The sequence below is a fragment of the Dyadobacter sp. 32 genome, from assembly GCF_902506755.1.
Classification (GTDB): domain Bacteria; phylum Bacteroidota; class Bacteroidia; order Cytophagales; family Spirosomataceae; genus Dyadobacter.
Genome location: NZ_LR735258.1, coordinates 4756676 through 4779809, shown reverse-complemented (window position 1 = coordinate 4779809; position 23134 = coordinate 4756676). Strand labels below are relative to the sequence as shown.

General features: G+C 45.0%; 18 protein-coding genes. 14 read left to right on the top strand and 4 right to left on the bottom strand.

What is annotated here, in order from left to right; genetic code table 11:
* The first annotated feature begins 384 nt into the window (after nt 1-384).
* The 5 genes from DYADSP32_RS19505 to DYADSP32_RS19485 all read left to right on the top strand — a co-directional run bounded on the left by DYADSP32_RS19505 (nt 385) and on the right by DYADSP32_RS19485 (nt 5316).
* On the top strand, nt 385-1158 hold the full coding sequence (locus tag DYADSP32_RS19505; RefSeq protein ID WP_149241191.1) for an alpha/beta fold hydrolase: 774 nt from the start codon (nt 385-387) through the stop codon (nt 1156-1158).
* Between the two features lie 236 nt (nt 1159-1394).
* Nucleotides 1395-2066: a CBS domain-containing protein gene (locus DYADSP32_RS19500; RefSeq protein WP_149241192.1), complete on the top strand. Its 672-nt coding sequence runs from the start codon at nt 1395-1397 to the stop codon at nt 2064-2066.
* 89 nt (nt 2067-2155) lie between these two features.
* Complete coding sequence (locus DYADSP32_RS19495) at nt 2156-3031, top strand: NAD kinase (protein WP_149241193.1); 876 nt, start codon at nt 2156-2158, stop codon at nt 3029-3031.
* A gap of 169 nt (nt 3032-3200) precedes the next feature.
* Nucleotides 3201-4217 carry a dipeptide epimerase gene (locus DYADSP32_RS19490; RefSeq protein WP_149241194.1) on the top strand — a complete coding sequence of 339 codons (1017 nt, stop codon included), beginning with the start codon at nt 3201-3203 and terminating at the stop codon, nt 4215-4217.
* A 10-nt stretch (nt 4218-4227) separates the two neighbouring features.
* Entirely contained in the window at nt 4228-5316 is a 1089-nt protein-coding gene (locus tag DYADSP32_RS19485; protein WP_149241195.1) for an aminotransferase class I/II-fold pyridoxal phosphate-dependent enzyme, read from the top strand.
* Here the strand turns inward: DYADSP32_RS19485 and tatC are convergent, their stop codons facing one another.
* Both tatC and pdhA read right to left on the bottom strand, forming a co-directional pair.
* Entirely contained in the window at nt 5317-6198 is an 882-nt protein-coding gene (tatC, locus tag DYADSP32_RS19480; RefSeq protein WP_149241196.1) for a twin-arginine translocase subunit TatC, read from the bottom strand.
* Between the two features lie 136 nt (nt 6199-6334).
* Nucleotides 6335-7366, bottom strand: a complete 1032-nt coding sequence (gene pdhA / locus DYADSP32_RS19475; protein WP_149241197.1) for a pyruvate dehydrogenase (acetyl-transferring) E1 component subunit alpha — start codon at nt 7364-7366, stop codon at nt 6335-6337.
* Between the two features lie 128 nt (nt 7367-7494).
* Here pdhA and recF point away from each other — a divergent pair, with 128 nt between their 5' ends.
* The 3 genes from recF (at nt 7495) to DYADSP32_RS19460 (ending at nt 9397) form a co-directional block, all read left to right on the top strand.
* Nucleotides 7495-8583 (top strand): DNA replication/repair protein RecF, encoded by a 1089-nt coding sequence (recF, locus tag DYADSP32_RS19470; protein ID WP_149241198.1) that lies wholly within the window; start codon nt 7495-7497, stop codon nt 8581-8583.
* A gap of 275 nt (nt 8584-8858) precedes the next feature.
* A complete protein-coding gene (locus DYADSP32_RS19465) occupies nt 8859-9080 on the top strand; it encodes a hypothetical protein (protein WP_149241199.1) in 222 nt (73 codons plus the stop codon).
* The gene (locus DYADSP32_RS19460) at nt 9065-9397 is read left to right on the top strand and encodes a type II toxin-antitoxin system PemK/MazF family toxin (protein ID WP_149241200.1); all 333 of its coding nucleotides are present in this window, start codon (nt 9065-9067) and stop codon (nt 9395-9397) included. The genes DYADSP32_RS19465 and DYADSP32_RS19460 overlap by 16 nt, the downstream gene beginning before the upstream one ends.
* A 438-nt stretch (nt 9398-9835) precedes the next feature.
* Here DYADSP32_RS19460 and DYADSP32_RS19455 read toward each other — a convergent pair whose 3' ends face one another.
* Nucleotides 9836-10903, bottom strand: a complete 1068-nt coding sequence (locus DYADSP32_RS19455; RefSeq protein WP_149241201.1) for a mannose-1-phosphate guanylyltransferase — start codon at nt 10901-10903, stop codon at nt 9836-9838.
* Between the two features lie 259 nt (nt 10904-11162).
* On the opposite strand from DYADSP32_RS19455, the gene DYADSP32_RS19450 reads away from it, so the two are divergent.
* Complete coding sequence (locus DYADSP32_RS19450) at nt 11163-14219, top strand: TonB-dependent receptor (protein ID WP_149241202.1); 3057 nt, start codon at nt 11163-11165, stop codon at nt 14217-14219.
* Between the two features lie 37 nt (nt 14220-14256).
* Here DYADSP32_RS19450 and upp read toward each other — a convergent pair whose 3' ends face one another.
* Entirely contained in the window at nt 14257-14901 is a 645-nt protein-coding gene (gene upp / locus DYADSP32_RS19445; protein ID WP_149241203.1) for a uracil phosphoribosyltransferase, read from the bottom strand.
* 125 nt (nt 14902-15026) lie between these two features.
* Between upp and DYADSP32_RS19440 the strand changes: the two genes are divergently transcribed.
* From DYADSP32_RS19440 to DYADSP32_RS19420, 5 genes are all read left to right on the top strand, one after another.
* Nucleotides 15027-16775 (top strand): hypothetical protein, encoded by a 1749-nt coding sequence (locus DYADSP32_RS19440; RefSeq protein WP_149241204.1) that lies wholly within the window; start codon nt 15027-15029, stop codon nt 16773-16775.
* A gap of 62 nt (nt 16776-16837) precedes the next feature.
* The gene (gene nadC, locus DYADSP32_RS19435) at nt 16838-17701 is read left to right on the top strand and encodes a carboxylating nicotinate-nucleotide diphosphorylase (protein ID WP_149241205.1); all 864 of its coding nucleotides are present in this window, start codon (nt 16838-16840) and stop codon (nt 17699-17701) included.
* 26 nt (nt 17702-17727) lie between these two features.
* The gene (locus DYADSP32_RS19430) at nt 17728-19854 is read left to right on the top strand and encodes a helix-hairpin-helix domain-containing protein (RefSeq protein ID WP_149241206.1); all 2127 of its coding nucleotides are present in this window, start codon (nt 17728-17730) and stop codon (nt 19852-19854) included.
* A gap of 72 nt (nt 19855-19926) precedes the next feature.
* On the top strand, nt 19927-22086 hold the full coding sequence (gene recQ, locus DYADSP32_RS19425; protein WP_149241207.1) for a DNA helicase RecQ: 2160 nt from the start codon (nt 19927-19929) through the stop codon (nt 22084-22086).
* A 178-nt stretch (nt 22087-22264) separates the two neighbouring features.
* The gene (locus tag DYADSP32_RS19420; RefSeq protein ID WP_149241208.1) at nt 22265-22648 is read left to right on the top strand and encodes a RidA family protein; all 384 of its coding nucleotides are present in this window, start codon (nt 22265-22267) and stop codon (nt 22646-22648) included.
* Nucleotides 22649-23134: the final 486 nt, after the last annotated feature.

The window sequence follows — 23134 nt, the reverse complement described above, 5'->3', positions numbered from 1 at the left end:
ATGGCGTTTCTAATGTAAATTACCGATTTTACATCCATAAAGGGAATTGGAAACATTCCCAAAAAATGATTCTGGCATGCAGGCATGGCGTGGGTTAATAGAACAAAGTTACGAAGGCCCAATTTTTACTATCAACAGACACTGGGAAAACCTTATTGAACATAATTGTATCATTCAATGTTATTTGGTTGATTTAAGATAAAATTATATAATATTTACAAGAAATATATTTAGGTTTAAGGTAAGTTATCTTTAGCCAATCAAAAAAAAGAATTAGTTTTGTACTTAATAAAAAGATACATTTCTTCCTTGATGTCGAATTGATCGATTCAATCGTTTTTTGAACTGATACTGGCCCAAAATAATATATATCCCTGATAAAGAATGAAATATCCAGTGCATGCAGAGGGCAAATTTAAATTTATCGACGAGGGAAAAGGCGAGATACTGCTCCTGCTGCATGGCCTTTTCGGTGCGTTAAGTAACTGGGATGGCATTATAGATCATTTCTCATCCAGGCATAGGGTCATCATTCCTTTGTTGCCCATATATGAACTTCCACCCCGTGAGGCAGGCCTGGAAGCACTTTTGGCGTTTTTGGAGGAATTTGTGGAGTTCAAAGAATTGCGTAATGTCACGGTCATTGGCAATTCACTGGGCGGTCATGTTGGGCTGTTATACACACTCAAAAACCAGGACAATGTGCAAAAACTCGTATTGACGGGGAGTTCAGGATTATTTGAAAACTCTATGGGTGGTTCTTTCCCAAAGAGAGGGAGTTACGATTATATTCGCGAGCGGGTTGCTTATACTTTTTACGACCCTGCGGTTGCTACAAAAGATCTCATTGACGAAGTTTTTGAAACAACCTCGAGCATACCGAAGTGCATGAGCATCGTGGGAATAGCCAAATCGGCCCAACGCCATAATCTTGCCAAAGACCTGCACGCTATAAATGTTCCAACCCTTTTGGTATGGGGCTTAAACGACACGATAACCCCGCCTCATGTGGGCTATGAATTCAACAGGCTCATCGAAGGTTCTGAATTACATTTTATAGATAAATGTTGCCATGCACCGATGATGGAAAAGCCTCACGAATTCAATATCATTTTAGAACGCTTTTTAGAAAAACATGTGCCAGTTCCCGTTGAATAGCATTTTTTAAAGAGCCTCATCCGGCTCTTTTTTAATTCTAGGATACCCTTCAACCAATAATCTGAAATGAGTCCAAGGTGTATGTTTGACCCTAAAATTTGAATTGTTGACGTTTTTTTATAGATTCGATAAAACGCGCATTTTCCACATAAGAATACTTTATACATTGTTTACGATAATCGCCAATTTTCTCAAACCGCCGTCGTTAGCTTTTTAATTAAATAATTAACCAAGTTATGCTTGCAGCAACTCTGATCAATCCTATGGTTCCCGTTCTTAAACCTACCGACTCGGTGGGTATGGCGTTGGACTGGATGGACGAGTTTGGTACCAAACAATTGGTTGTGGCCGATTCGGGAATTTACAAAGGCATTGTTTCCGAAGAAATTTTGCTGGATGTGCCCGACGGGTCCGAAGTTCTTTCCCGAATAATTATCCAACACGAGGATATCTTTGCATCCGAAGATTTACACCCCTATGAATTACTGCGCATGGTTAATCAATTCGGCCTCCGGGTGATACCAGTCCTTTATGGCGACCGCACATTTGCAGGGACAATATTGGTAAATGAATTGGTTGAGAACTTTGTAAATGAACTCGGTGTACAGGAAAAGGGTGCGGTCATCGTTTTGAAAATTTCTGAACGCGACTACTCGCTTTCCGAAATTAGCCGGCTCATCGAGTCCAACGGTACCCGCGTTTTGAGCAGCTACTATTCCTCCGCAGAATCTACACCGCCTGACCACGAATCACGGCTTACCCTGAAATTGAATCGGACACACATCACTCCGGTGATTGCTACCCTGGAGCGATTCGGTTACGACATTGAAGAGGCCCACGCCAACGACCCCATCGAAAGTGTTGACCAGGAGCGCCTTGATATGCTGATGCGGTATCTGGCCACTTAGCCATTCCGGCACTTATTGTCAAGGTGTATTTGAATCGCCCCATTTGTCCCGTATCTTTCGGATGAAACACGACTATTTACCTTTCCTGCATGAAAATAGCCATTCACGGACGCAACTTCAATGAGTCTGCACGCCCGTTTATAGAGTCCATGTTTGACGAACTCGCACGTAGGGAAATCGACGTGCAACTATCCAAGTCGTTCCGCAATTTTCTTGATCAAAACAATATTTCGCATCATTCGACTCTGGTTTATGAAAACCCGGAACAGCTCTATGATGCTCGACTGGTGGTAAGCATGGGTGGGGATGGTACTTTGCTGGAAACTATTTCGCATGTAGGCAACCGTGAAATCCCTACAATAGGCATCAACGTGGGACGATTGGGCTTTCTGGCCACGGTGTCGCCCGAGCGCATTTCGGATATGATATCCGCACTGGATAACGGCCAGTTTCGTATTGACGAACGAACACTGGTAGAAATCGAATCCAACATCGATCTTTTTGACGGGCTCAATTTTGGTCTCAACGATTTCACAATCACCAAGACTGATACTAGTTCAATGATTACGGTCCATACCTATTTAAACGAAGAGTTTCTAAACTCTTACTGGGCCGATGGCCTGATCATATCAACACCCACCGGATCCACCGGCTATTCTCTCAGTTGTGGCGGACCCGTGCTGGTACCCCACTCTCAAAATTTTATAGTGACACCCATCAGCCCGCACAACCTGAATGTACGGCCGTTGGTCGTAGAAGATACAGCCGTCATCAAACTGGAAGTAAAAAGCCGGAGCAACAACTTCCTGGTGTCACTCGACGCCAGGTCACGCGTGGTAGACGAAAACACACAGCTTACGATCAGGAAAGCGCAGTTCAGGGCCCGACTGATCAAAATGCTGGACGACAGCTTTTTGAACACATTGAGAAGCAAATTATCCTGGGGGCTGGACATGCGGAACTAGTATGAATCCGGCTTTTTGAACGATACCCTGCACTCAGTCATTCATCACAAATTACGTACTTTTACATTGTTGACCGGGTACGGTTCCATTTGAGAACTCAAGTTCTCAAATGGAAAAATGTACCAATAAATTTCTAATTTCCCTCACCAACCATTAAGTAATCGTTTATATGAAACTTCTTTTTCATCCATTCAATCTAGATCTGAAACACACATTCACGATTGCTCATGATTCACGGGACGTTCAGCCTACGCTGATCGTGGAGCTGAGAGATGGAGACATAAGTGGTTTCGGAGAGGCTACATCAAATCCTTATTACGGCGCCACGGTTGAAAAAATGATCGCGTCTCTGGAAGAAATAAGATCATTAATCGAGAGTGGGGACTACGGCTCTCCTGAAGAATTGTGGCAACAAGCTCATGAATATTTGGAGACAAACTCTTTCGCCCAATGCGCGTTGGATGAAGCGGCCCATGATCTTTTTGCAAAAAAAGCAGGCGTGAAATTATATCAAAGCTGGGGACTCTCCACAGACCACAACCCCCTCACCAATTTTACAATTGGAATAGACACCGTTGAAAAAATGGTGTCCAAAATGAAAGAGTTGCCATGGCCAATATACAAAATCAAACTAGGCACTGCGGATGATCTGCAGATTGTCCGTGAGTTAAGACTCCACACAGACGCACGTTTCAGGGTGGACGCCAATTGCGCGTGGACCGCCAAACAGACCATACAAATCGCTCCTGAACTCAAAACCCTTGGGGTTGAGTTTATAGAACAGCCGCTTAAAGCGGATGATATTGAAGGAATGAAACGCGTTTTTGTAGAATGCGACCTGCCTGTGATTGCGGATGAAAGCTGCATAACGGAAAATGATGTCCTAGCCTGTTACGGTCTGTTTCATGGCGTCAACATAAAACTCACCAAATGTGGCGGACTTACACCGGCACGCCGGATGATTGCAACCGCAGAAAGCCTCGGCATGGCAACCATGGTAGGTTGTATGACCGAAAGCAGCGTGGGCATTTCCGCCATCGCCCATTTACTGCCTTTGCTCGATTACGTAGATATGGACGGATCCTTACTCATTAAAAATGACCCTGCGTCGGGCGTTACCTTTAATTTTGGGGAGGTGATCTATGCCCATGAAAACGGAACAGGAGCTCATTTGAATCATCGGTAGCATTCTCCAAATGAGCATTTTTCGTACCCAAAATCTACCCGGAAGAACCGTCAGGACTGTTGAAGGTTTAGAATATCTGTATTTCAGTGGTACCGATTACTTAGGGATGGGCCACAACCCGGAGTATCTGGATTTCATTCGGGAAGGACTGGACTTATATGGAAGTCATTATGGAAGTTCGCGCAATAACAGCCTGAGACTGGATATCTACGAGGAAACCGAACAGAGCCTGGCCCGGTTTGTTAAGTCCCCTTCTTCACTGATCGTATCATCGGGCATGTGGGCTGGGCAACTGGTCATGAAAACAATAGAAGCCATTGTAGACAGCAAGGAAAAATTACAATATCATTATGCTCCACGTGTACACCCTGCACTTTGGGGGAACCAGTACCGGAGTCAAAAAGTAAGCTGGAACGAGTGGGCGAGCAGTACAGTCAAAACAATTTTTAATAGCAATACCGACGCCGTTCACCTTATTTGTACCGATGCAATTGGGTCGCCGGTCGTCGAAAATTTTGATTTTTCAGTTTTTGAAAAATTCACCGGGAATCAGAACATCTGGCTCATCGTAGATGACTCTCACAGCCTTGGCGTTCGCGGAGAGAACGGGATGGGCGTATTCTCCGAATTACACACCCGCATTGATGCCAATATCCTTGTAGTCTCTTCCCTTAATAAGGCACTCGGAATACCCTCCGGAGCAATTTTCGGAGTACAGGACGTGATCGATAAGATCCGGACTTCTCCCTGGTATGCGGGTGCATCGCCGCCGGCGCCGGCCTTTATACATGCGCTCAACCAATTGCTAAATACCCGTTGTTTTGAAAACGCCCATGATATCCTGACAGGTAACATTTCGTATTTGAATAAAAAGCTCGGGAACAACAACGCTTTTGACCAATCGGAAGGATACCCCGTTTTTTGCTCCCATGAAGTCAGCCTGTTTGGTCACCTGCTGGAAAACAGGATCATGGGATCCTGTTTTGCTTATCCCTCACCATCAGACCCACCGATAACCCGGCTTGCGGTCAATGCGCTACATCAAAAAAAAGACCTCGACCATCTGGCCGAAGTCTGTAATCAATTCTATTCTTCCTGATTAAATCCCGCTGGATTTGGTCAGGCTTTGTTCTTCTCTCAGTTTCTCCCTTTCCACCCGCGCTGACACCAGAATACTGATTTCAAAGAGTATAAACAACGGAATAGCGACTATGATCTGGCTGTAAATGTCTGGGGATGGGGTAATCACAGCCGCCAGGATCAAAATAACGATCATGGAGTGTTTTCTGTATTCCCTCATAAAACTGGGTGTGAGAATACCTACCTTCGACAGCACAAACACCACTATAGGTAGCTGAAATGCCACACCGCAAGCAAGGGTGAGGGTAGCGACAAGCGAAATATAGGATGTAATACTGAACTGATTGATGATCGAAGGATCAAGTGTAAAGTTTGCTAAAAAGTTGATTGCCAAAGGTGTCACAATGTAATACCCGAAAAGCACCCCGGAAAAGAAGAGGAATGTAACATAAAAAACCGCCCCACGTGCCGAGCGACGCTCAGAAGCTTTCAATCCTGGTTTGATGAAACGCCATACTTCCCAAAAAGCGTAGGGGAACGCAAATACCAAACCGGCAATGATCGAGGACGTCATACTCATGGTAAAGTTATCCCCAAGCCCCATGGCCTGTAGTTGGAAATTAAGGGCTTTGATACATAAGTCGTCATAACCCACCACCACAGAAAGTTTACAAAGCATTCTGTAGGTCCAGAAGCCTGTCTTGGCCGGTGCAATGATTACATACTGATATATTTCTTGAATATATATAAAGGCAATGATGGCAAAAACAAAGATGGACCCCACAGCACGTATGACGTGCCATCTCAGCTCTTCCAAATGTCCAATGAATGACATCTCTTTTCCCACTTCTCCGTCCTCTTCGTCTTGTTCTGCGTTATCGAAATCCTGGTCTAAGGGCATACTTAATGAATGATATTGATCTAACTTACGTAGAAAAGTAAATACAGGATCACTTTTAAAATGAAACAACGAAATTACTCAAAAAAACCCGCCGGACATTTTCGACGGGTTTTTTTAATATTCTTATAATCCGAGCCTAATCCATCACAAATGGATAGTCGTTTTCCACATACACGTCTGTGTAGGCTTCCTTAGCATCAGGGAATTCCGACTCTTCGGCAAATTGTACCGACTCAGCTACAATATCTTTTATTTTCTTATCAATTCCCTCCAGTTCCTCTTCGGTCGCCATTTTATTCTCTAAAATAACCGCCCTGATCTGTTCAATAGGGTCACGGTGCTTGTATTCCTCAACCTCCTCTTTGGACCGATATTTTTGAGGATCCGACATAGAATGTCCGCGGTAACGATACGTCCGGAACTCCAAAAAGGTAGGTCCGTCGCCTTTACGGGCACGCTCCGCTGCACGGGAAACCGCTTCGTGAATCGCCTCAACGCTCATACCATCAACGGGCTCGGAAGGAATGTCGTATGCCTCGCCCAAAGTATAAAGCTCTGTTACATTGGACGAGCGGGCCACCGAAGTTCCCATTGCGTATCCATTGTTTTCCACAACAAAAATAACGGGCAGTTTCCAGGTCATCGCCATGTTTAAGGCCTCATGAAAAGCGCCCTGCCGAATAGCACCGTCACCGAAGTAACATATACATACTTTACCTGTCTTGTTGTATTTCTCAGCAAAAGCAATTCCGGCTCCGAGAGGGATCTGAGCACCAACGATCCCGTGCCCACCAACAAACCCAACTTCTTTGTCGAAAATGTGCATGGATCCACCTTTTCCTTTGGTAGTGCCCGTCTTTTTTCCATAAAGCTCGGCCATGATCGCATTGGGACTCGTACCTAGTGCCAAAGGAATACCGTGATCACGATAAGCCGTGATGTACTTATCACCTTTGGTCAAAGCACTGGCTGCTCCTGAAGAACAAGCCTCCTGGCCAATATAAAGGTGGCAAAAACCACGAATTTTCTGTTGTCCATAAAGTTGTCCGGCTTTTTCCTCAAAGCGGCGTTGTAAAAGCATATTCTCAAACCAGTACATGTACTGCTCCTTTGGATGCTGTAATTTCTTCGGGGCTGATGTTTTCTTTTTTTCAGTAACGGTGGCCATGTATTTGGTTCTCGTTTATAAAGACAGAACTTTGTCTTCAAGTTAGTGGTTTGAACAGAGTCTGTTTTTTGCCGTACTCACGCAAATGATTTGCGAAAATAAGCATAAACTAAATAACAAAGAAGTTCATGTGGTTAGAAAAGCTCCATCTTACATACTTTAAGAGTTATGATGAGAAAACGTTTACATTTGGAGCACAGGTAAATTGTTTGGTAGGAGAGAATGGAAGTGGTAAAACGAACCTTTTAGACGCAATTTATTTTCTGACACTGACCAAAAGCGCATTTCATAATCAGGATGCGCTGGGCATCAGGCATGAAGCCGATTTCTTCCTGCTGGATGGCGTTTTTAGTGATTTGGACCGGCACATACAGATCACCTGCAGCCTTCAGCGCGGTCAGCGAAAAACTTTCATGGCCGACAAGAAGCATTATGAGCGACTGAGTGATCACATTGGTTTGTTCCCTTTGGTACTGATAGCGCCTAATGATACGGATCTGATCCGGGATGGCAGTGAAGAGCGAAGGCGGTTTTTTGATGGGGTACTCGCACAATTGGCCCCGGACTATCTCTCCGATTTTTTACACTACAATAAAATACTGAACCAGCGAAACGGGCTGCTAAAGCTCTTCGGTGAGCGAAATTATCTGGACGAAGATCTTCTTGAAACTTACAACCAACCGCTCATTTCGCTTGCCATTCGCATTTATAGCCATCGAATGACCTTTATGGAACGATTCCTGCCCTTGTTCAGAAAGTACTATGCTTTTATAAGCAGCGGAAATGAGCAAGTGGACGTCGTGTACGAAAGTGAGGTGGCCAGTGACAGTTTCGAATCAGAGTTCCGTAAAAACCGGGCACGTGATCTCCATGCTCAGCGCACAGGCAAAGGCATTCATAAGGATGACTATGTTTTTGAAATTGATGGGATTACTTTGAAAAAATTTGGCTCACAGGGGCAACAGAAATCCTTTGTGATTGCTTTAAAACTCGCTCAGTTTGAATTACTGAAAATAGACAAGGAGAAAACACCGATTTTGTTACTGGACGATATTTTTGATAAACTGGACGACCGCCGCATCTATAAACTGATCGAATTGATCGACGATGGGCTGCTTGGACAGGTTTTTATAACAGATGCGAGGCCCGAGCGGTCAGAGAAAATTCTGGAAAAAGTGAAAGCGGATGTTCGGTTTTTTGAAATAAATCGAAAATGAGAATGATTCTCGGGCTCCTGCCTGATCATTTGTGAAGACCCAAACGGCGGCAACAGATGTGTTTTAAGCAAACAATATGCAATTTGAATAGGCATTTATGTGTTGTACATTTGTTCAATTCACAGAAAATATATTCTAATCAGGCATTTTAAACCCAAAACCGCATGTAGCGGATACCCAAAATACCCGACGCAGACCATAAACAGATCTTTATGGTCACTGAATTCGCTGATACTTGATTTTAATGCTAAAAAGACTTTTTCACTGCGATAGACATGGGAGCTCCACTAAATTTTGATTTGCCACTCTCCTTTCAGCAACTTGCTGAAATAGTCAGGCAATTGCCTAAGCCACAGAAAATACAATTAGTAAAACTTTTACAAACAGAAGTAAATCCATCAGAAGAAGATAGTACCCAAACACATTTTGCAAGCCAAGTAGCTTTAGCCAAGGATTGGCTTAATCAGGAAGAAGAAAACGCATGGCAACATTTGTAAAAGGCAGTATTGTCGTTTTACCTTTCCCATTTTCGGATTTGTCAGCTTCCAAACGTCGCCCCGCATTGGTATTAGCAGATTTACAAGGCGATGATATTATCCTTTGCCAAATTACGAGTAAAAACACTAAAGATATCTACGCTATTACCTTAGACAACGGCGATTTAGTAAGCGGATCGCTTTCAGTATCCTCTAATATTAGGCCCAACCGACTCTTTACCGCTGATAAAAAAATCGTTGCCTACACTTTGGGTAGAGTATCGCAAGATAAATTCCAACAAGTAGCAGATGCAATTAATCAAATCATTGCCGGTTGACTTACCAGGCAACCCAACAACCTTGTACCGCAAATGCGTTAAGTTGTCTGAAGTAAAACAGACACTCAGATCTGCCTAGTCCTTTCTTAGATAGAGCATTACGATAAGAAACAATCCACAGATCAACCATCCTAAGCCATCTAGCCAGTTCTTTCTTTTGCCATTAACTTCTTGTCTAAGAAATAGGCTTGAAAATACATGAATGGACGCTTGCCTACTTATGGAAAACGAGTTGTTTTTAAATAACGCAACAAAACATACAGACGAATTCAGAAAGCAAAAACCTGCTAACAGCAAAAGCAGAATAGTTATCATTAGTCTGAGGTTTACAGCATGATGGAAAATTTAACGGGTACAGGCTCAGTTCTCCCATAATTAGGTTCTAAGGTTTTGTCAAATAATACAATCCATCAGGGCCCTCAGGGTACCACAACAACATCAAACATACTTCGGATTCAGTTCCTTTGCCTGGGCCACAAATTCCTTTACCTTTTGCTCGTCATCTTTTTTACAGATCATCAGAACGCCATCGTATTCCGCCACGATGAAGCCATCCAGTCCATTGATAACGACAAGTTTATCCTCCGGCATTTTGATAATAGAGTTCGTTGTGTTGTGAAGGATCAGATTTCCTTCCACGACATTGTTACTTTCATCCTTTTCCGAAATTTCGTATAGCGACTTCCAGGTGCCCAGATCTGACCATCCGAAGCTACTCAGCACCACGTGCACATTGTCAGCCTTTTCCATAATGCCGTTGTCAATGGAAATACTTCCGCAGTGCTGGTATGCACGATGTATAAAAGCCTCCTCCGTGTCCTGATAATAGTGCGCATCCCCCTTCTCAAAAATCTCGGCAATATTAGGCTGAAATTTTTTCAGCGCTGTTTTGAATGTATTCACATTCCAGATAAAAATACCGGCATTCCAGACAAAGTCTCCGCTATCCAGAAATTTCAACGCAAGCTCCAGATGGGGCTTTTCTGTGAAGGACTTCACCTTTTTAACGGTAAGTTTATCTGGAATATATTGAATGTATCCGTAACCAGTATCCGGCCGGGTAGGTTGTATCCCGAGTGTCACCAGAATATTCTCATTTCGGGTTGCTCCGAGTGCGATACGAATGGTGTCCCGGAAAACCTCTTCCTTCAAAATAATATGATCCGCGGGAGCCACAACAATATTTGCATGCGGATTAATCGACGCAATTTTGTAACACGCATAGGCAATGCAAGGCGCTGTATTTCTGCGGTGGGGCTCAAGAAGAATCTGATCGTCCTGCAATGCTGGAATTTGCGTTTGGATCAGTTCCTTATATTCCTGACTTGTTACAATATAAATGTGCTCCTGCGGACAAACCCCTTCAAAGCGTTCAACGGTTTGTTGTAAAAGTGTTTTACCGGTACCCAGTACATCATGAAACTGCTTGGGAAAATCTGTTCGGCTAATGGGCCAGAAACGGGTACCCACTCCTCCAGCCATGATGATCACATATGTATTTTTCATTGGTTCAAGTCGAAAAATTGGTTTAATCTACATTCCTGAATCTTCGGCAAAGCTAACTATAAGACGCATCATTTCAGATTTTGGCCGGACATACTTGTTACCGTTGGATAAGTAACCGTAGAGGCTTATTGATATAATACAACGGCCCTCCGGAAAAATATCAAATTTTAATATATAAAGAAAAAATTAGATTATTTGTATTGCGTTTTCGCTAATCTTGATAAATTGCCTTCATATATTCATCTATAAACGTATAACCATGTATCTAAGACTTCTAAAGCTGTCCACACTTGTGGCCATTTTGCTAATCTTTTGCGCCCCGGAAGGAATTGCCCAGACAAAAATTGAGGGCAAAATCACCGAAGCCGCTACCAACGAGCCACTAATTGGCGTGAGCATCCAGATCAAAGGAAAAATTATTGGTACAATCTCCGATGCCAAAGGTGAATTTAGCTTTACCACAGCTTCTGAGCCACCCTTTACCCTGGTAGTTTCATCAGTAGGTTTTCAAACGCAGGAAATTATGGTTGCGGGTGGGCAAAGTAATTTCCAGATCAAACTCGAAGAACAGGCGGTACTGGGCCGGGAGCTGGTTGTCTCAGCCTCCAGGGTAGAAGAAAGTGTGCTGAGATCCCCGGTTTCCATTGAAAAGATCGACATCAGAACAATCCGGGAAACACCCCAGGCTTCGTTTTACGATGCGCTTCAAAACCTGAAAGGGGTGGAAATGAGTACGCAGTCGCTCACCTTCAGATCTGTAAGCACAAGGGGCTTTGGTGCCAATGGCAATACTCGCGTTGTGCAGCTCATAGACGGCATGGACAACCAGGCTCCTGGGCTCAACTTTCCGGTTGGAAACGTGGTAGGGATGTCGGAACTCGATGTTGAAAGTGTAGAATTACTGCCTGGCGCCGCATCGGCCCTGTATGGGCCCAACGCGATCAACGGTATCATTTTGATGAACAGTAAATCTCCGTTTCAATACCAGGGATTGAGCGCCGCTGTCAAAACTGGGATCATGAGTGCCGACAACCGGACTACCAAAAACACGCCATTTTACGACGTGGCGGTTCGTTACGCCAAATCATTTAATGACAAACTCGCTTTCAAGGTAAATGCCTCATACCTGACTGCCAAAGACTGGCAGGCAACGGATTACCGTGACCAGAGCCTCAGAAACAACACCAATCTGGACAACAATAACAATAACGTACTTAACAACCCACTTTACGACGGTGTTAACAGGGTTGGAGATGCGGATGTTGGAGCAGACTTCGGAGCCGGTGTATATGCACAACTTTACGGGAATGGAATGCCCGGAAACGGTGCAAATGGAACATCACCCGTAGTGGGAACTATTTTTTCGACGCCCATTCCACAGGCGGGTAATGTCACCTTGCCCGTTCTATTGGGAGGAAAAACAGCGGCAGAACAAATAGCTATATCGCAAAACATTTTTAATCAGATCATTCCTAAAAATTATTACATCGGGGCGCCTGGCTATCAGGAAAATCAACTGACAAATTATCCTGCCAAAAGTCTTAAATTGAATGCATCCCTGCATTATCGGATCAACGACAACGTTGAAGCCATTCTTCAGGCAAACTGGGGTAAGGGATCTGCTGTATACACTGCTGCGGATAGGTATAGCATCGAAAACTTTACAATCGGGCAGTATAAAGCCGAAATTCGAGGCAGCAACTTTTTTGTCAGGGCCTACACAACCCGTGAGAATTCAGGGGACGCTTATGCACTCGGTGTTCTCGGAAGTTTAATGGGAAGAAACTATCTGACATCCGTGCAAGGTACGTTGCCAGGGGCCCTGCCAGGTTTCATCCAAACTGCCTTCTCCAATTACGCGGGTGCCTTACTTACAACCTATCAGACAGGTTTACAAGGAGGTTTGTCTCAAGCTGCTGCTATGCAGGCTGCCTACGCCGCTGCCAACACCTATGCAACTGCCAACAATGCAACCTGGTTTGGAGCAGCCGTTGCGCCCGGGCTGGCTGCGGCAGATGCTGCTTACTTGCCTGGTGGAACTTTATTTCAATCCTCGGTGGATGCCATCAAAAAAGTACCTATCCCCAACGGAGCCAGGTTTCTTGACAAATCCAACATGTATCATGCGGAGTTCATGTACAACTTCAACAAACAGATAGATCCCAAGCTGCTTGAGCTGGTGATCGGGTCGAGTTTCAGAAGTTACGACCTCAATTCCGAAGGAACATTATTTGAAACCCAGGATGGAACGCCTGAAGGAAAAGAATTCAATATCAGGGAATATGGCGGTTATGCTCAGGCTTCCCGGAATTTCAAAGACGTGTTTAAGCTGACCGCCTCAGTTCGATATGACAAAAATGAAAATTTCAAAGGGCAGTTCAGTCCCCGTATTTCCGGTGTGCTGACTGTGGCGAAAGATCACAATTTCAGGGCTTCTTTCCAGCGTGGATTCCGGATTCCAACCACGCAAAACCAATACATCAACCTGCTAACGCCGACGGTGAGGCTTGTTGGAGGATTACCGCTTTTCAGGGACAAGTACAATATGGTGAGCAATCCGGTTTATGCGCAACCTGACGTTACGCCGGCCGCAATTGCAGGAGGCACATTAAAGCCATATCAATTCCGCGAATGGCAGCCCGAAAAAGTGGAAACCTACGAGATCGGGTACAAGGGAGCAGTTGCCAACAAACTTTACATTGACGCATTTTATTACTACAATCGCTTCCTGACGTTTGACGGAGTCGCGGTTGTATTGCAGAAAAAAGATGCAAATGGACCCGTTACAGACCTGGCAGATGCCTCGAAGCGAAACGTTTTCAGTTTTCCGGTGAATGCTGCACAGGTTGTCAAGAACTCTGGATGGGGCATTGGGTTGGATTATGTGCTGGGGAAGGGTTATACTTTTAATGGAAACGTAACCATGAACCAGCTTAATAATGGTGAAGAACTGAAAAGAAATGATGCTTCGTTTATTTCCTTTTTCAACTCACCCAAGTATCGCTACAACCTGGGATTCTCCAACAGAGATATCAACCGTACCGGATGGGGTTTTGGCGTAACGTTCCGTCAGCAGACCAGTATGATCTGGCATGCCACGGTGGCAAGTATTAACGCCAACCTGGCCGATGCCACCAGAATCCCGGGTTATTCGACCCTGGACGCGCAGATCAGCAAAAAGATTTTACCGATCAAATCCATTATCAAGGTGGGCGGAACGAACCTGACAGGCAAACTTTATACAACAGGTTGGGCCAATCCATCCGTAGGGGCGATGTATTACGTAGCCATTACATTTGACGAATTATTGAGATAGTAGATCGGCCTCCCGTTGGATTAAACACCAACGGGGGTTATTTCTCTCCAAAGGCCAGGTCTCCGGCGTCACCCAGCCCAGGTACAATGTAGTAGTGCTCATTCAGTTCTTTGTCAACTGCTCCGAGCCATAACCGGCATTGCGGGATCCGTGTCTGAAGGAAATTTACACCATCGGCACTGGCAATTACTGCGGCTATGTGGGTTTGAGCCGGAATGCCAAACCTGAGAAGTGCATGATAAACCTTTTCCAGCGAACGGCCGGTGGCAAGCATAGGGTCAATGATGATGAGTGTCTTTCCGGTAAGGTCAGGGCTGGTGATATAATCCATCTCGACTTCAAATTCATCCTCATTGATGATGTTATGTCCTCGATAGGCGCCTATAAACGCGTTATCGGCATGGTCGAACATATTCAGAAAGCCGTGATGTAAAGGTAGCCCAGCGCGCATGATCGTGGCCAGCACAACCGGCTGCAGCAGGCTTCTCGAAGAGGCAGTTCCTAATGGTGTTTCTACCGGCTCGGTTCTATAGGTGAGTGTTTTTGAAATTTCATAAGCCAGTAACTCTCCCATCCGCTCAATATTACGACGAAACCGAAGACGGTCTTTCTGCAAATTTTTATCACGCAATTCAGCCAGAAAGTGGTCTGCGATAGAGGGTTTCTGAGAGAGTAAAAACATATGTTTGGGCTTTTTAACCAGTAGGATACAACTTAATACAAATTCATTGCCGAAATTTGACCAATTATATTTGCCGACACTAATTTATTTGCCATTTTTTACCCGACAAAAAGAATTTTTATAACATGATTCATCGCTTCCGGGAATTATTTATATGTCTCAGTGCCATTCTACTTTTAGTTTCTAAAGTAAGTGCCCAAAGCGGTTTCGTACCTATCAATGACGACTACTATCATCTGATAGACCGTCTGGAAATAAAAAGGGGGAAACACTCAGAAGGATTTCATTCAAACGTAAAACCATTCGAGCGAAAGGCCATTGTGGCACTGACCGATTCGATTCTGAAAGAAGGGAAAGTAGATCTTACTGAGAGAGACTGGGAAATAATCGATTATCTCCGTGAAGACAGCTGGGAATGGGCGCCAGATATCGTTTCAACAGACTCGGTACGGTATAACAAGCTGGCGAGGCTCTATCAGTCCCCAAAACCGGGAAAAAGGAAATTTTGGTACCATCCAGCCGACTTATATAGTGTTCACAATAAGGATCTGGACCTGCATTTCAATTTTACAACAACTAACTTTATCGGAAAAGACCAACAGACGGACTCTCCATTATGGTTCACCGGTCGTGGCGTAGAGCTTCGGGGAATGATTAATGAGAAGCTTGGATTTTACACTTTCGTGTCGGATAACCAGGGTCGTTTTGGGAAGTATGTCCGGGATTTCTCCCCCGAATATAGTTTTCCTGGTGAAGGATTGGCAAAGGTTACCAGAAATAACGGCGTGGATTTTTTGTCGGCAAGGGGATACATCACTTTTCGGCCGTTAAAAAGTATTAACGTCAAATTCGGCCATGACTACAACGTATTTGGCAGTGGTTACCGATCGCTGATTCTGTCGGACAACAGCAGTCCTTACCTTTTTTTAAGAGTTGACACCCAGTTGGGCAGATTTAAATATACCAACCTGTGGACCAGTATGATCGACGGAGATACGACCGCGTGGACAGGACAGCTCAGGAACAAAAAGTACTCGGCAATTCACCATCTTAGTCTCAACCTTACCGACAGGATAAATATAGGTATTTTTGAAGCAGAAGTATTTAGCCGGGACAATGTGGGCGGCGGATTCGATCTCAATTATCTGAACCCCATCATTTTCTACCGGTACGTGGAATCCTATATTGGCAGCGAAGACAACGCTCTTCTCGGCTTTGATTTTCGCTGGCTTATCGGAAACAAAGGGATGGTATACAGCCAGTTTGTCCTCGACGAATTCCTGACCAGATACCTGTTCAACGGCAGTAAATCCTGGACCAATAAGTACAGTTTTCAGCTGGGAGGAAAATATATTGACGCCTTCGGCATCCCCAACCTTGACTTACAGGGTGAATACAATGTAGTGAGGCCGTACACCTATGCGCACAAGGATGGCGGAAGAAATTACGCCCATTATGCACAGTCTCTGGCGCATCCCCTTGCTTCCAATTTCAGGGAGTTTTTAGGTATCGTTCGTTACAAAGCATCATCCCGGATCTCTCTTTATGGCACGGCTATGTGGGCGGCCCGGGGCCTTGACCCCATAGGATCTCCCTTCAACTACGGAAGCAATATCATGAAAAGCTATGATAACAGAACCGGAAACGAAACGCTTGCCGGGGATGATGGAGGACATAAAATTGGCCAGGGCGTATTGGCCAAAACATTATTTACCGATTTAAGACTCAGCTACTCACTGGCCCACAACCTCTTTCTGGACGGGCGGGTATTACGCCGGGCGATAACATCCAACGACGCAAATTTTTCCAAAAAGACCAACTTGTTTTCAGTTGCGATACGTTACAACATGCCTTACAGGCAACAAACTTATTGACATCCGTTAGGTTATTCTAACCGCACCGTTATCCGTATTTTTAAAAAGCCCAAAACCAAAGAATGGAAACAAACCCACACGAACTGCGCGATTTGATTCGTCTAGCGTTAACCGAGGATATTGGCGATGGAGACCATTCTTCTCTTTCCTCTGTGCCGGCAGATGCAACCAAACGTGCCCGACTGCTTGTCAAGCAAGATGGTATACTTGCAGGGGTTGAAGTCGCTAAAATGATATTTGAAGAAACCGCCGCTTTTTACGGCGATCCACCGTTGAATTTAACCCTGTTACTTTCTGACGGAGCTGCCGTCAAAACCGGCGATATCGTACTCACGGTACAAGGCAGCGCACGGCTTATATTGAAATCGGAACGGTTGGTACTCAACACCATGCAGCGTATGAGCGGAATAGCAACTTACGCACAGGCTATGGCTTCTTTGATCAAAGATCTGCCGGTAAAATTGCTGGATACCAGAAAGACCACGCCAAACTTTCGGATTTTCGAAAAAATGGCTGTGAAAATTGGTGGAGCCGTAAACCACAGAATGGGCCTTTACGATATGATCATGCTCAAGGATAATCATGTGGATTATGCAGGGGGGATTGAAAAGGCGATAACCAGTGCAAGAAGCTACCTTGAGAAAACTGGTAAAAATTTGAAAATTGAAATAGAAACACGGAATCTGGCGGAGGTGGAAGAAGTATTGCGCGTGGGCGGTGTGGATATTATCATGCTTGACAATTTCAATCTGACCGATCTGCGGGAAGCGGTTATCCGGATCGGAGGACGCTTCGAAACAGAAGCTTCTGGAAATATCACAGAAAAAACACTCCGGGCGGTGGCCGAGACCGGCGTGGACGGAATATCAAGCGGTGCCCTTACGCACCAGGCCCGAAGTTTAGATTTAAGTCTGAAAGCTTTTTAACGCATTGAAAACTTAACCCGGCGCGTATGAAAGGAATTTCGATAACTACATACGCAACGGGCAATTGCCTTTCCCAATACTTCGGAATCAGGCAATTTCTATTCCTCTGTGCAATAACAGGTTCCACGCTGCGCGCCTGTGCGCAGGATCCTCCGCGGACCGAAATTGACATCAATCATTTTGTACAAACCCTTTTTCCGGTACCTACCGAGGATTCGGATTACTCCGACCTTTACGAATCACTGTTTCAATTATACGCCAATCCGCTCGACCTCAACACGGCAACCAGCGACGAGCTCGCTGCACTCTTTATTCTTTCCGGGCTACAACTCAAGTCGTTTTTTGATTACCGGCAAAAAGTGGGGCCCCTCCTTTCACTGTACGAATTACAGGCCATTCCATACTTCGACCTGGCCACGATACGCAAATTACTTCCATTTGTTTCGCTTGAACATAAAGCATTAAGTCTCAGAGAGTCTTTCAAAAACCCCAGCCAGCATTTTCTTATGCTGCGGTCCAGCCGTTTACTGGAAAAGCAAAAGGGTTTTTCAGAAATCGACACCAGCTCCAGCTCTACATCCCGATATCAGGGAAAACCACTGTATGGTTATTTGCGGTATCGGTATGCACGTGCTGGCGCTTACAGTATTGGCATATCCATGGAAAAGGATGCAGGGGAACAATGGTGGAGATGGCGCCCAAACAGGCATTCATTCGGCCCGGATTTCACCTCCTTTCATGCCCAGATCCTGAATCGTGGCAAACTGAAAAATCTGATCATTGGTGATTTTCAAATGCAGGCCGGGCAAGGGCTCGTGATGGCAGCTGGCTTTTCGCTTGGAAAAGGGTCCGAAGTTATTCGTACAACTTATCGCAGTACTCTAGGCCTGAAACCCTATACATCGGTGCTGGAGGGCAACTACTTTCGGGGCATCGCCGGCACATACGCTCTATCGAAACAGGTTTCAGCAACGGCTTTTTATTCGCATACCCTGCGTGACGCCAGCCTGGACAGCGGGATTGATGACGAACTTATTGTCTCATCCTTATTGATTTCAGGATACCACCGCACTCCGACCGAGATTGCCAAAAAGGGAATTATTCGGGAGCAGGATCTTGGTTTTCATCTATTGTATAAATTACCCTCTCAACATGGCCAGGTGGGCGTAACTATGCTCAATACATTTTATGGCTCTCCACTCAAAAAGAAAGATGTGCCTTACAATCGCTTTGAATTTACTGGAAAAACAAATATGGTTTTCGGAATTCATGGAGATTATCGCTGGCAGAATTTTCACTTTTTCGCCGAAGGCGCACGTTCAAAAAGCGGGGGATTGGGTGGTGTGGGTGGCTTTATAGCCGGGCTCGGCAAAACCCTGGATTTTACCTTGCTGCTCCGCCATTATGATCGTCATTTTCACTCCCTCTACGGCAATGCGATTGGTGAAGCAACAAGGCCAATCAATGAATCAGGCAGCTATTGGGGCTTACGCTATTCGCCCAGCAGACGCTGGCAGTTCAGCGGATTTTACGATTATTTCAAATTCCCCTGGCTCAAATTTCAGATTGACGCACCTTCCAATGGCCACGACTACCTCTTGCATGGGCAATGGAAAAGGAATAAAAAATTTACTGTGTACGCCATGTTTCATGAAAAACACAAAGCGCATAACCTTCCCGACAGCAAGGAAAACATAAAACCCGTAGTAAATACCATCCGCCGAACAGCCACACTCAACATCGAATACGATCTTCCGCTCAAATATGCGATCCGGACACGGATACAATACGGTGATTATACCTATGATGCCGGAACAACATCCACGGGCTTCACCATTGTACAGGACCTGACCTGGCGTTTTCAAAAACTGGAACTGAGTGCTCGTCTGGCATTTTTCAAAACGGACAATTACGATAGTCGTCAGTATGTGTACGAAAAAGATGTGTTGTATGCGTTTTCTATCCCCGCTTACTATGATACCGGTACCCGACATTACCTGATGGCGCGCTACAATCTTTCCAAAAGTTTAAAGGTCTGGCTACGCTGGTCTCAATCACGGTATACCAAACTGGACGCCATAAGCTCTGGACTGAGCGAAATCCAGGGAAATAAAAGAAGTGAATTGAAAATGCAGTTGATGTACCAGTTTTGAAAAACTACCTTTGTGCCCCGTTTCAAAAAACCGAAATAGAAAGAAATACTTGCTCATAAACCGGAAGCAGCGATGTCCATAAATAAAGATGAAGCGTTAAAAAAATATTTTGGATACGATTCTTTTCGTCCACAGCAGGCGGAGATTATTGATATGGTTATGGCAGAGCAGGATTGCCTGGTTCTGATGCCCACAGGAGGCGGTAAATCCGTTTGCTTTCAGATACCCGCCGTTCTCAAAGAGGGTCTTACGGTTGTCATTTCGCCGTTGATTGCACTGATGAAGGATCAGGTAGAGGCATTACGCGGTAATGGTATTGATGCTGCTTTCCTGAATTCAACACTATCATCAGCAGAACAGGATCAGGTGATGTGGCGGGCCAAATTGGGCACACTGAAGCTACTTTACATCGCTCCTGAAAGGCTCTTTTCGGGAAATACAGTTGATTTTTTAAAGGAATGGAACGTGGGTCTGTTCGCTATTGACGAGGCCCATTGCATTTCGTCATGGGGTCACGATTTTAGACCTGAATATCGACAGTTAAGTGGTCTAAAACTGCGATTTCCGAAAGTTCCGGTAATTGCCCTCACCGCCACCGCCGACCGCGTCACACGCAGGGACATCTTGAAGCAGCTTGGCATAGAACAGGCTGAAACCTTCGTGGCCAGCTTTGACCGGCCCAATCTTAGCCTGAACGTCCTACCCGGACGTAAAAGGCTGCAGCAGATACAGAATTTTATTTCCAAACATGAGGGACAGCCGGGTATCATCTACTGTTTAAGCCGAAAGGGCACCGAAACCGTTGCCGCCAGCTTACAAAAAGCCGGTTTCAGGGCAGAATTTTATCACGCAGGGTTGGAAGCCGGCAAGCGTTCCAGGGTACAGGAGCAATTTCTAAAGGATGATATACAGGTGATCGTAGCTACCATAGCCTTTGGGATGGGTATTGATAAATCCAATGTCCGCTGGGTTATTCACTACAACCTTCCTTCCAATGTCGAAAGCTTTTACCAGGAAATAGGAAGGGCCGGACGAGATGGGTCGCCTGCGGACACGGTTCTGTTTTACAGCTACATGGATATCATTACCCGGCAGGACATGATCAACAATTCCGAGCAATCGGCTGACCAGAAAGAATTGCTTCATGCCAAACTGAATCGCATGAAACAATATGCAGAAGCCGATATTTGCCGGAGACGAATCCTGCTCAGCTACTTCAATGAAGCCGTGGATCATGATTGCGGAAACTGTGATGTTTGCCGCAACCCCAGAACCCGCTTTGATGCAACGGTAATCGCGCAAAAGGCCCTCTCAGGTATTGCACGCACAGAACAGAAAGTGGCCATGGGGATGCTGATAGACATACTCCGGGGGAGCAGAAACCGCAATATTCTGCAACTGGGCTACGACCGATTGCCAACCTTCGGAGTAGGACATGACCTAAGGGGTGAAGAATGGGCAGAGTATATTAGCCAGCTGCTCAATTCAGGGGTAATGGATATTGCCTATGATGAAGCACATTCATTCAAACTGAATGCAGCGAGCCGTCAGGTATTGAAAGGGGAAAGAAAAGTGGAGCTGGTCAAGTTTATCCCGGTAGCAGAGCGGAAAGCAAGGGAAGAAGAAATGGCGCCCAAGGAAAAGCCCAAGCAGGAGATTATTCGCGACGCATTGTTTGAGCGCCTGCGGACATTGAGGAAACAAATTGCAGATTCATTGGGTGTGCCCCCGTATGTTGTTTTCAGCGATGCGACTTTATCTGAAATGGCTCAGAAAAAACCCGTTTCGGAAGCGCAAATGAAAGCGATTTCCGGAATTGCCACTGAAAAATACCGGCGATTCGGAGAGACTTTTATTAATGAAATCGTCTCTTTTGCCCGGGAAAATACGAAACCTGGTACTCGTGTGGTTCAGGGACTCACCTACATAGAAACGCTGGATCTCTACAAAGCGGGCTACTCCGTAAAAGTGATTGGAGAAAAACGCAACCTGAATCCGGTAACCATCATTTCACACCTTGTTAAACTTAAAGAAGACGGGCACCCGATTGACCTGAGAGCACTGATTGATGACCACTCTTACCAAAAAATTATCAAAGCAGCCGGAGAGATGAGCATTCGTAAAAATGATCCGATAAAACCCTTGTTTGAAATACTGAACGAAGAATTTGATTATGGACAAATCAAGCTGGCGCTTGCGATTTGGGAGGAGGAAAACCAAGGAAGTCTATGACCTCGGCTCTGAAATAAGCACCTGCATTACTCATACCGGATGTTAAAAAAGTGGCCCTAGACCCCAAAATGTGAAGTTAAAACAGACGCTGATTGATTAAGGCAGTGCCAACTTTACTAACTTTGGGACGAAATATTTCTCAATCAAAAGTTGTTCAGGCAACAAGAAACTTAAAAAGATGTCTAGAAAAAATATTCTTTCCGGCTCTCCCTGGGAAGACAAGATGGGCTACTGCCGGGCAGTACGTATTGGAAACATTGTGGAAGTTGCCGGAACGGTGGCTATCGTGGATGGTGAAGCGGTGAAAGCAGACGACGCTTACGCCCAGACAAAGAATATTATCACCAGAATCGAAGCGGTTCTGAAAGAAGCGGGCGCAACGCTGGATGATGTGATCCGCACCCGCATTTTCACAACGGAAATTGGGTATTTTGACGAAATCGCAAAAGCACATGGGGAATTTTTCCACAGTATAAAGCCAACAACCGGGATATACGAAATCAGTAAACTGGTAGCACCGGATTATCTGGTAGAAATTGAGTTTACGGCAATTGTGCAATAGAAATAACGCCTGGTGCTTTCAAATGGCCATGATGGAGTTTATGGCTATTTGAAAGCACCAGAATGTCTGGCTAACCTGGCTCAATATGTGTGGGGTAAACATGAGGCATAATTTTTGCTAAAGTTAACGTGGCTTTAACGGAAAATTCCAACCATTTGATCGGTACAGGAGTCCTTGATGTAGATGCCCAATTCGTGAACAGTGATGACCCGTGACTCTATGAAATTCTATTATACTATTCTGATAGCCTTTGTGCTTTTTGGACTTTGTTTGATTGAAAGAAAAGCAAAGCAAGAAAGCCTCCTGAAAGACACTACCCAAAACGAGTCTTTCGACGTTAAAAACGAAAGCAAGATTTCAGAAATCGAGAAGGAATCATTTCAAAATTCAAAACTGGCCTCAAACAGCTCAGACTCCTCAATGAACCAAACATTCGCCCCTCAAAAAGCGATGTTAAACGTTTCGTTTAGTACCCCCATACTTAGA

What these genes read in the sequence shown, in the direction of transcription:
- tatC (WP_149241196.1), bottom strand. Translation starts at nt 6,198, where the DNA reads ATGCCCTTAGACCAGGATTTCGATAACGCAGAACAAGACGAAGAGGAC.
- pdhA (WP_149241197.1), bottom strand. Translation starts at nt 7,366, where the DNA reads ATGGCCACCGTTACTGAAAAAAAGAAAACATCAGCCCCGAAGAAATTA.
- DYADSP32_RS19460 (WP_149241200.1), top strand. Translation starts at nt 9,065, where the DNA reads ATGGCAACATTTGTAAAAGGCAGTATTGTCGTTTTACCTTTCCCATTT.
- DYADSP32_RS19440 (WP_149241204.1), top strand. Translation starts at nt 15,027, where the DNA reads ATGATTCATCGCTTCCGGGAATTATTTATATGTCTCAGTGCCATTCTA.
- upp (WP_149241203.1), bottom strand. Translation starts at nt 14,901, where the DNA reads ATGTTTTTACTCTCTCAGAAACCCTCTATCGCAGACCACTTTCTGGCT.
- DYADSP32_RS19450 (WP_149241202.1), top strand. Translation starts at nt 11,163, where the DNA reads ATGTATCTAAGACTTCTAAAGCTGTCCACACTTGTGGCCATTTTGCTA.
- DYADSP32_RS19490 (WP_149241194.1), top strand. Translation starts at nt 3,201, where the DNA reads ATGAAACTTCTTTTTCATCCATTCAATCTAGATCTGAAACACACATTC.
- DYADSP32_RS19430 (WP_149241206.1), top strand. Translation starts at nt 17,728, where the DNA reads ATGAAAGGAATTTCGATAACTACATACGCAACGGGCAATTGCCTTTCC.
- DYADSP32_RS19485 (WP_149241195.1), top strand. Translation starts at nt 4,228, where the DNA reads ATGAGCATTTTTCGTACCCAAAATCTACCCGGAAGAACCGTCAGGACT.
- DYADSP32_RS19455 (WP_149241201.1), bottom strand. Translation starts at nt 10,903, where the DNA reads ATGAAAAATACATATGTGATCATCATGGCTGGAGGAGTGGGTACCCGT.
- DYADSP32_RS19420 (WP_149241208.1), top strand. Translation starts at nt 22,265, where the DNA reads ATGTCTAGAAAAAATATTCTTTCCGGCTCTCCCTGGGAAGACAAGATG.
- DYADSP32_RS19495 (WP_149241193.1), top strand. Translation starts at nt 2,156, where the DNA reads ATGAAAATAGCCATTCACGGACGCAACTTCAATGAGTCTGCACGCCCG.
- DYADSP32_RS19465 (WP_149241199.1), top strand. Translation starts at nt 8,859, where the DNA reads ATGGGAGCTCCACTAAATTTTGATTTGCCACTCTCCTTTCAGCAACTT.
- recQ (WP_149241207.1), top strand. Translation starts at nt 19,927, where the DNA reads ATGTCCATAAATAAAGATGAAGCGTTAAAAAAATATTTTGGATACGAT.
- DYADSP32_RS19500 (WP_149241192.1), top strand. Translation starts at nt 1,395, where the DNA reads ATGCTTGCAGCAACTCTGATCAATCCTATGGTTCCCGTTCTTAAACCT.
- nadC (WP_149241205.1), top strand. Translation starts at nt 16,838, where the DNA reads ATGGAAACAAACCCACACGAACTGCGCGATTTGATTCGTCTAGCGTTA.
- recF (WP_149241198.1), top strand. Translation starts at nt 7,495, where the DNA reads ATGTGGTTAGAAAAGCTCCATCTTACATACTTTAAGAGTTATGATGAG.
- DYADSP32_RS19505 (WP_149241191.1), top strand. Translation starts at nt 385, where the DNA reads ATGAAATATCCAGTGCATGCAGAGGGCAAATTTAAATTTATCGACGAG.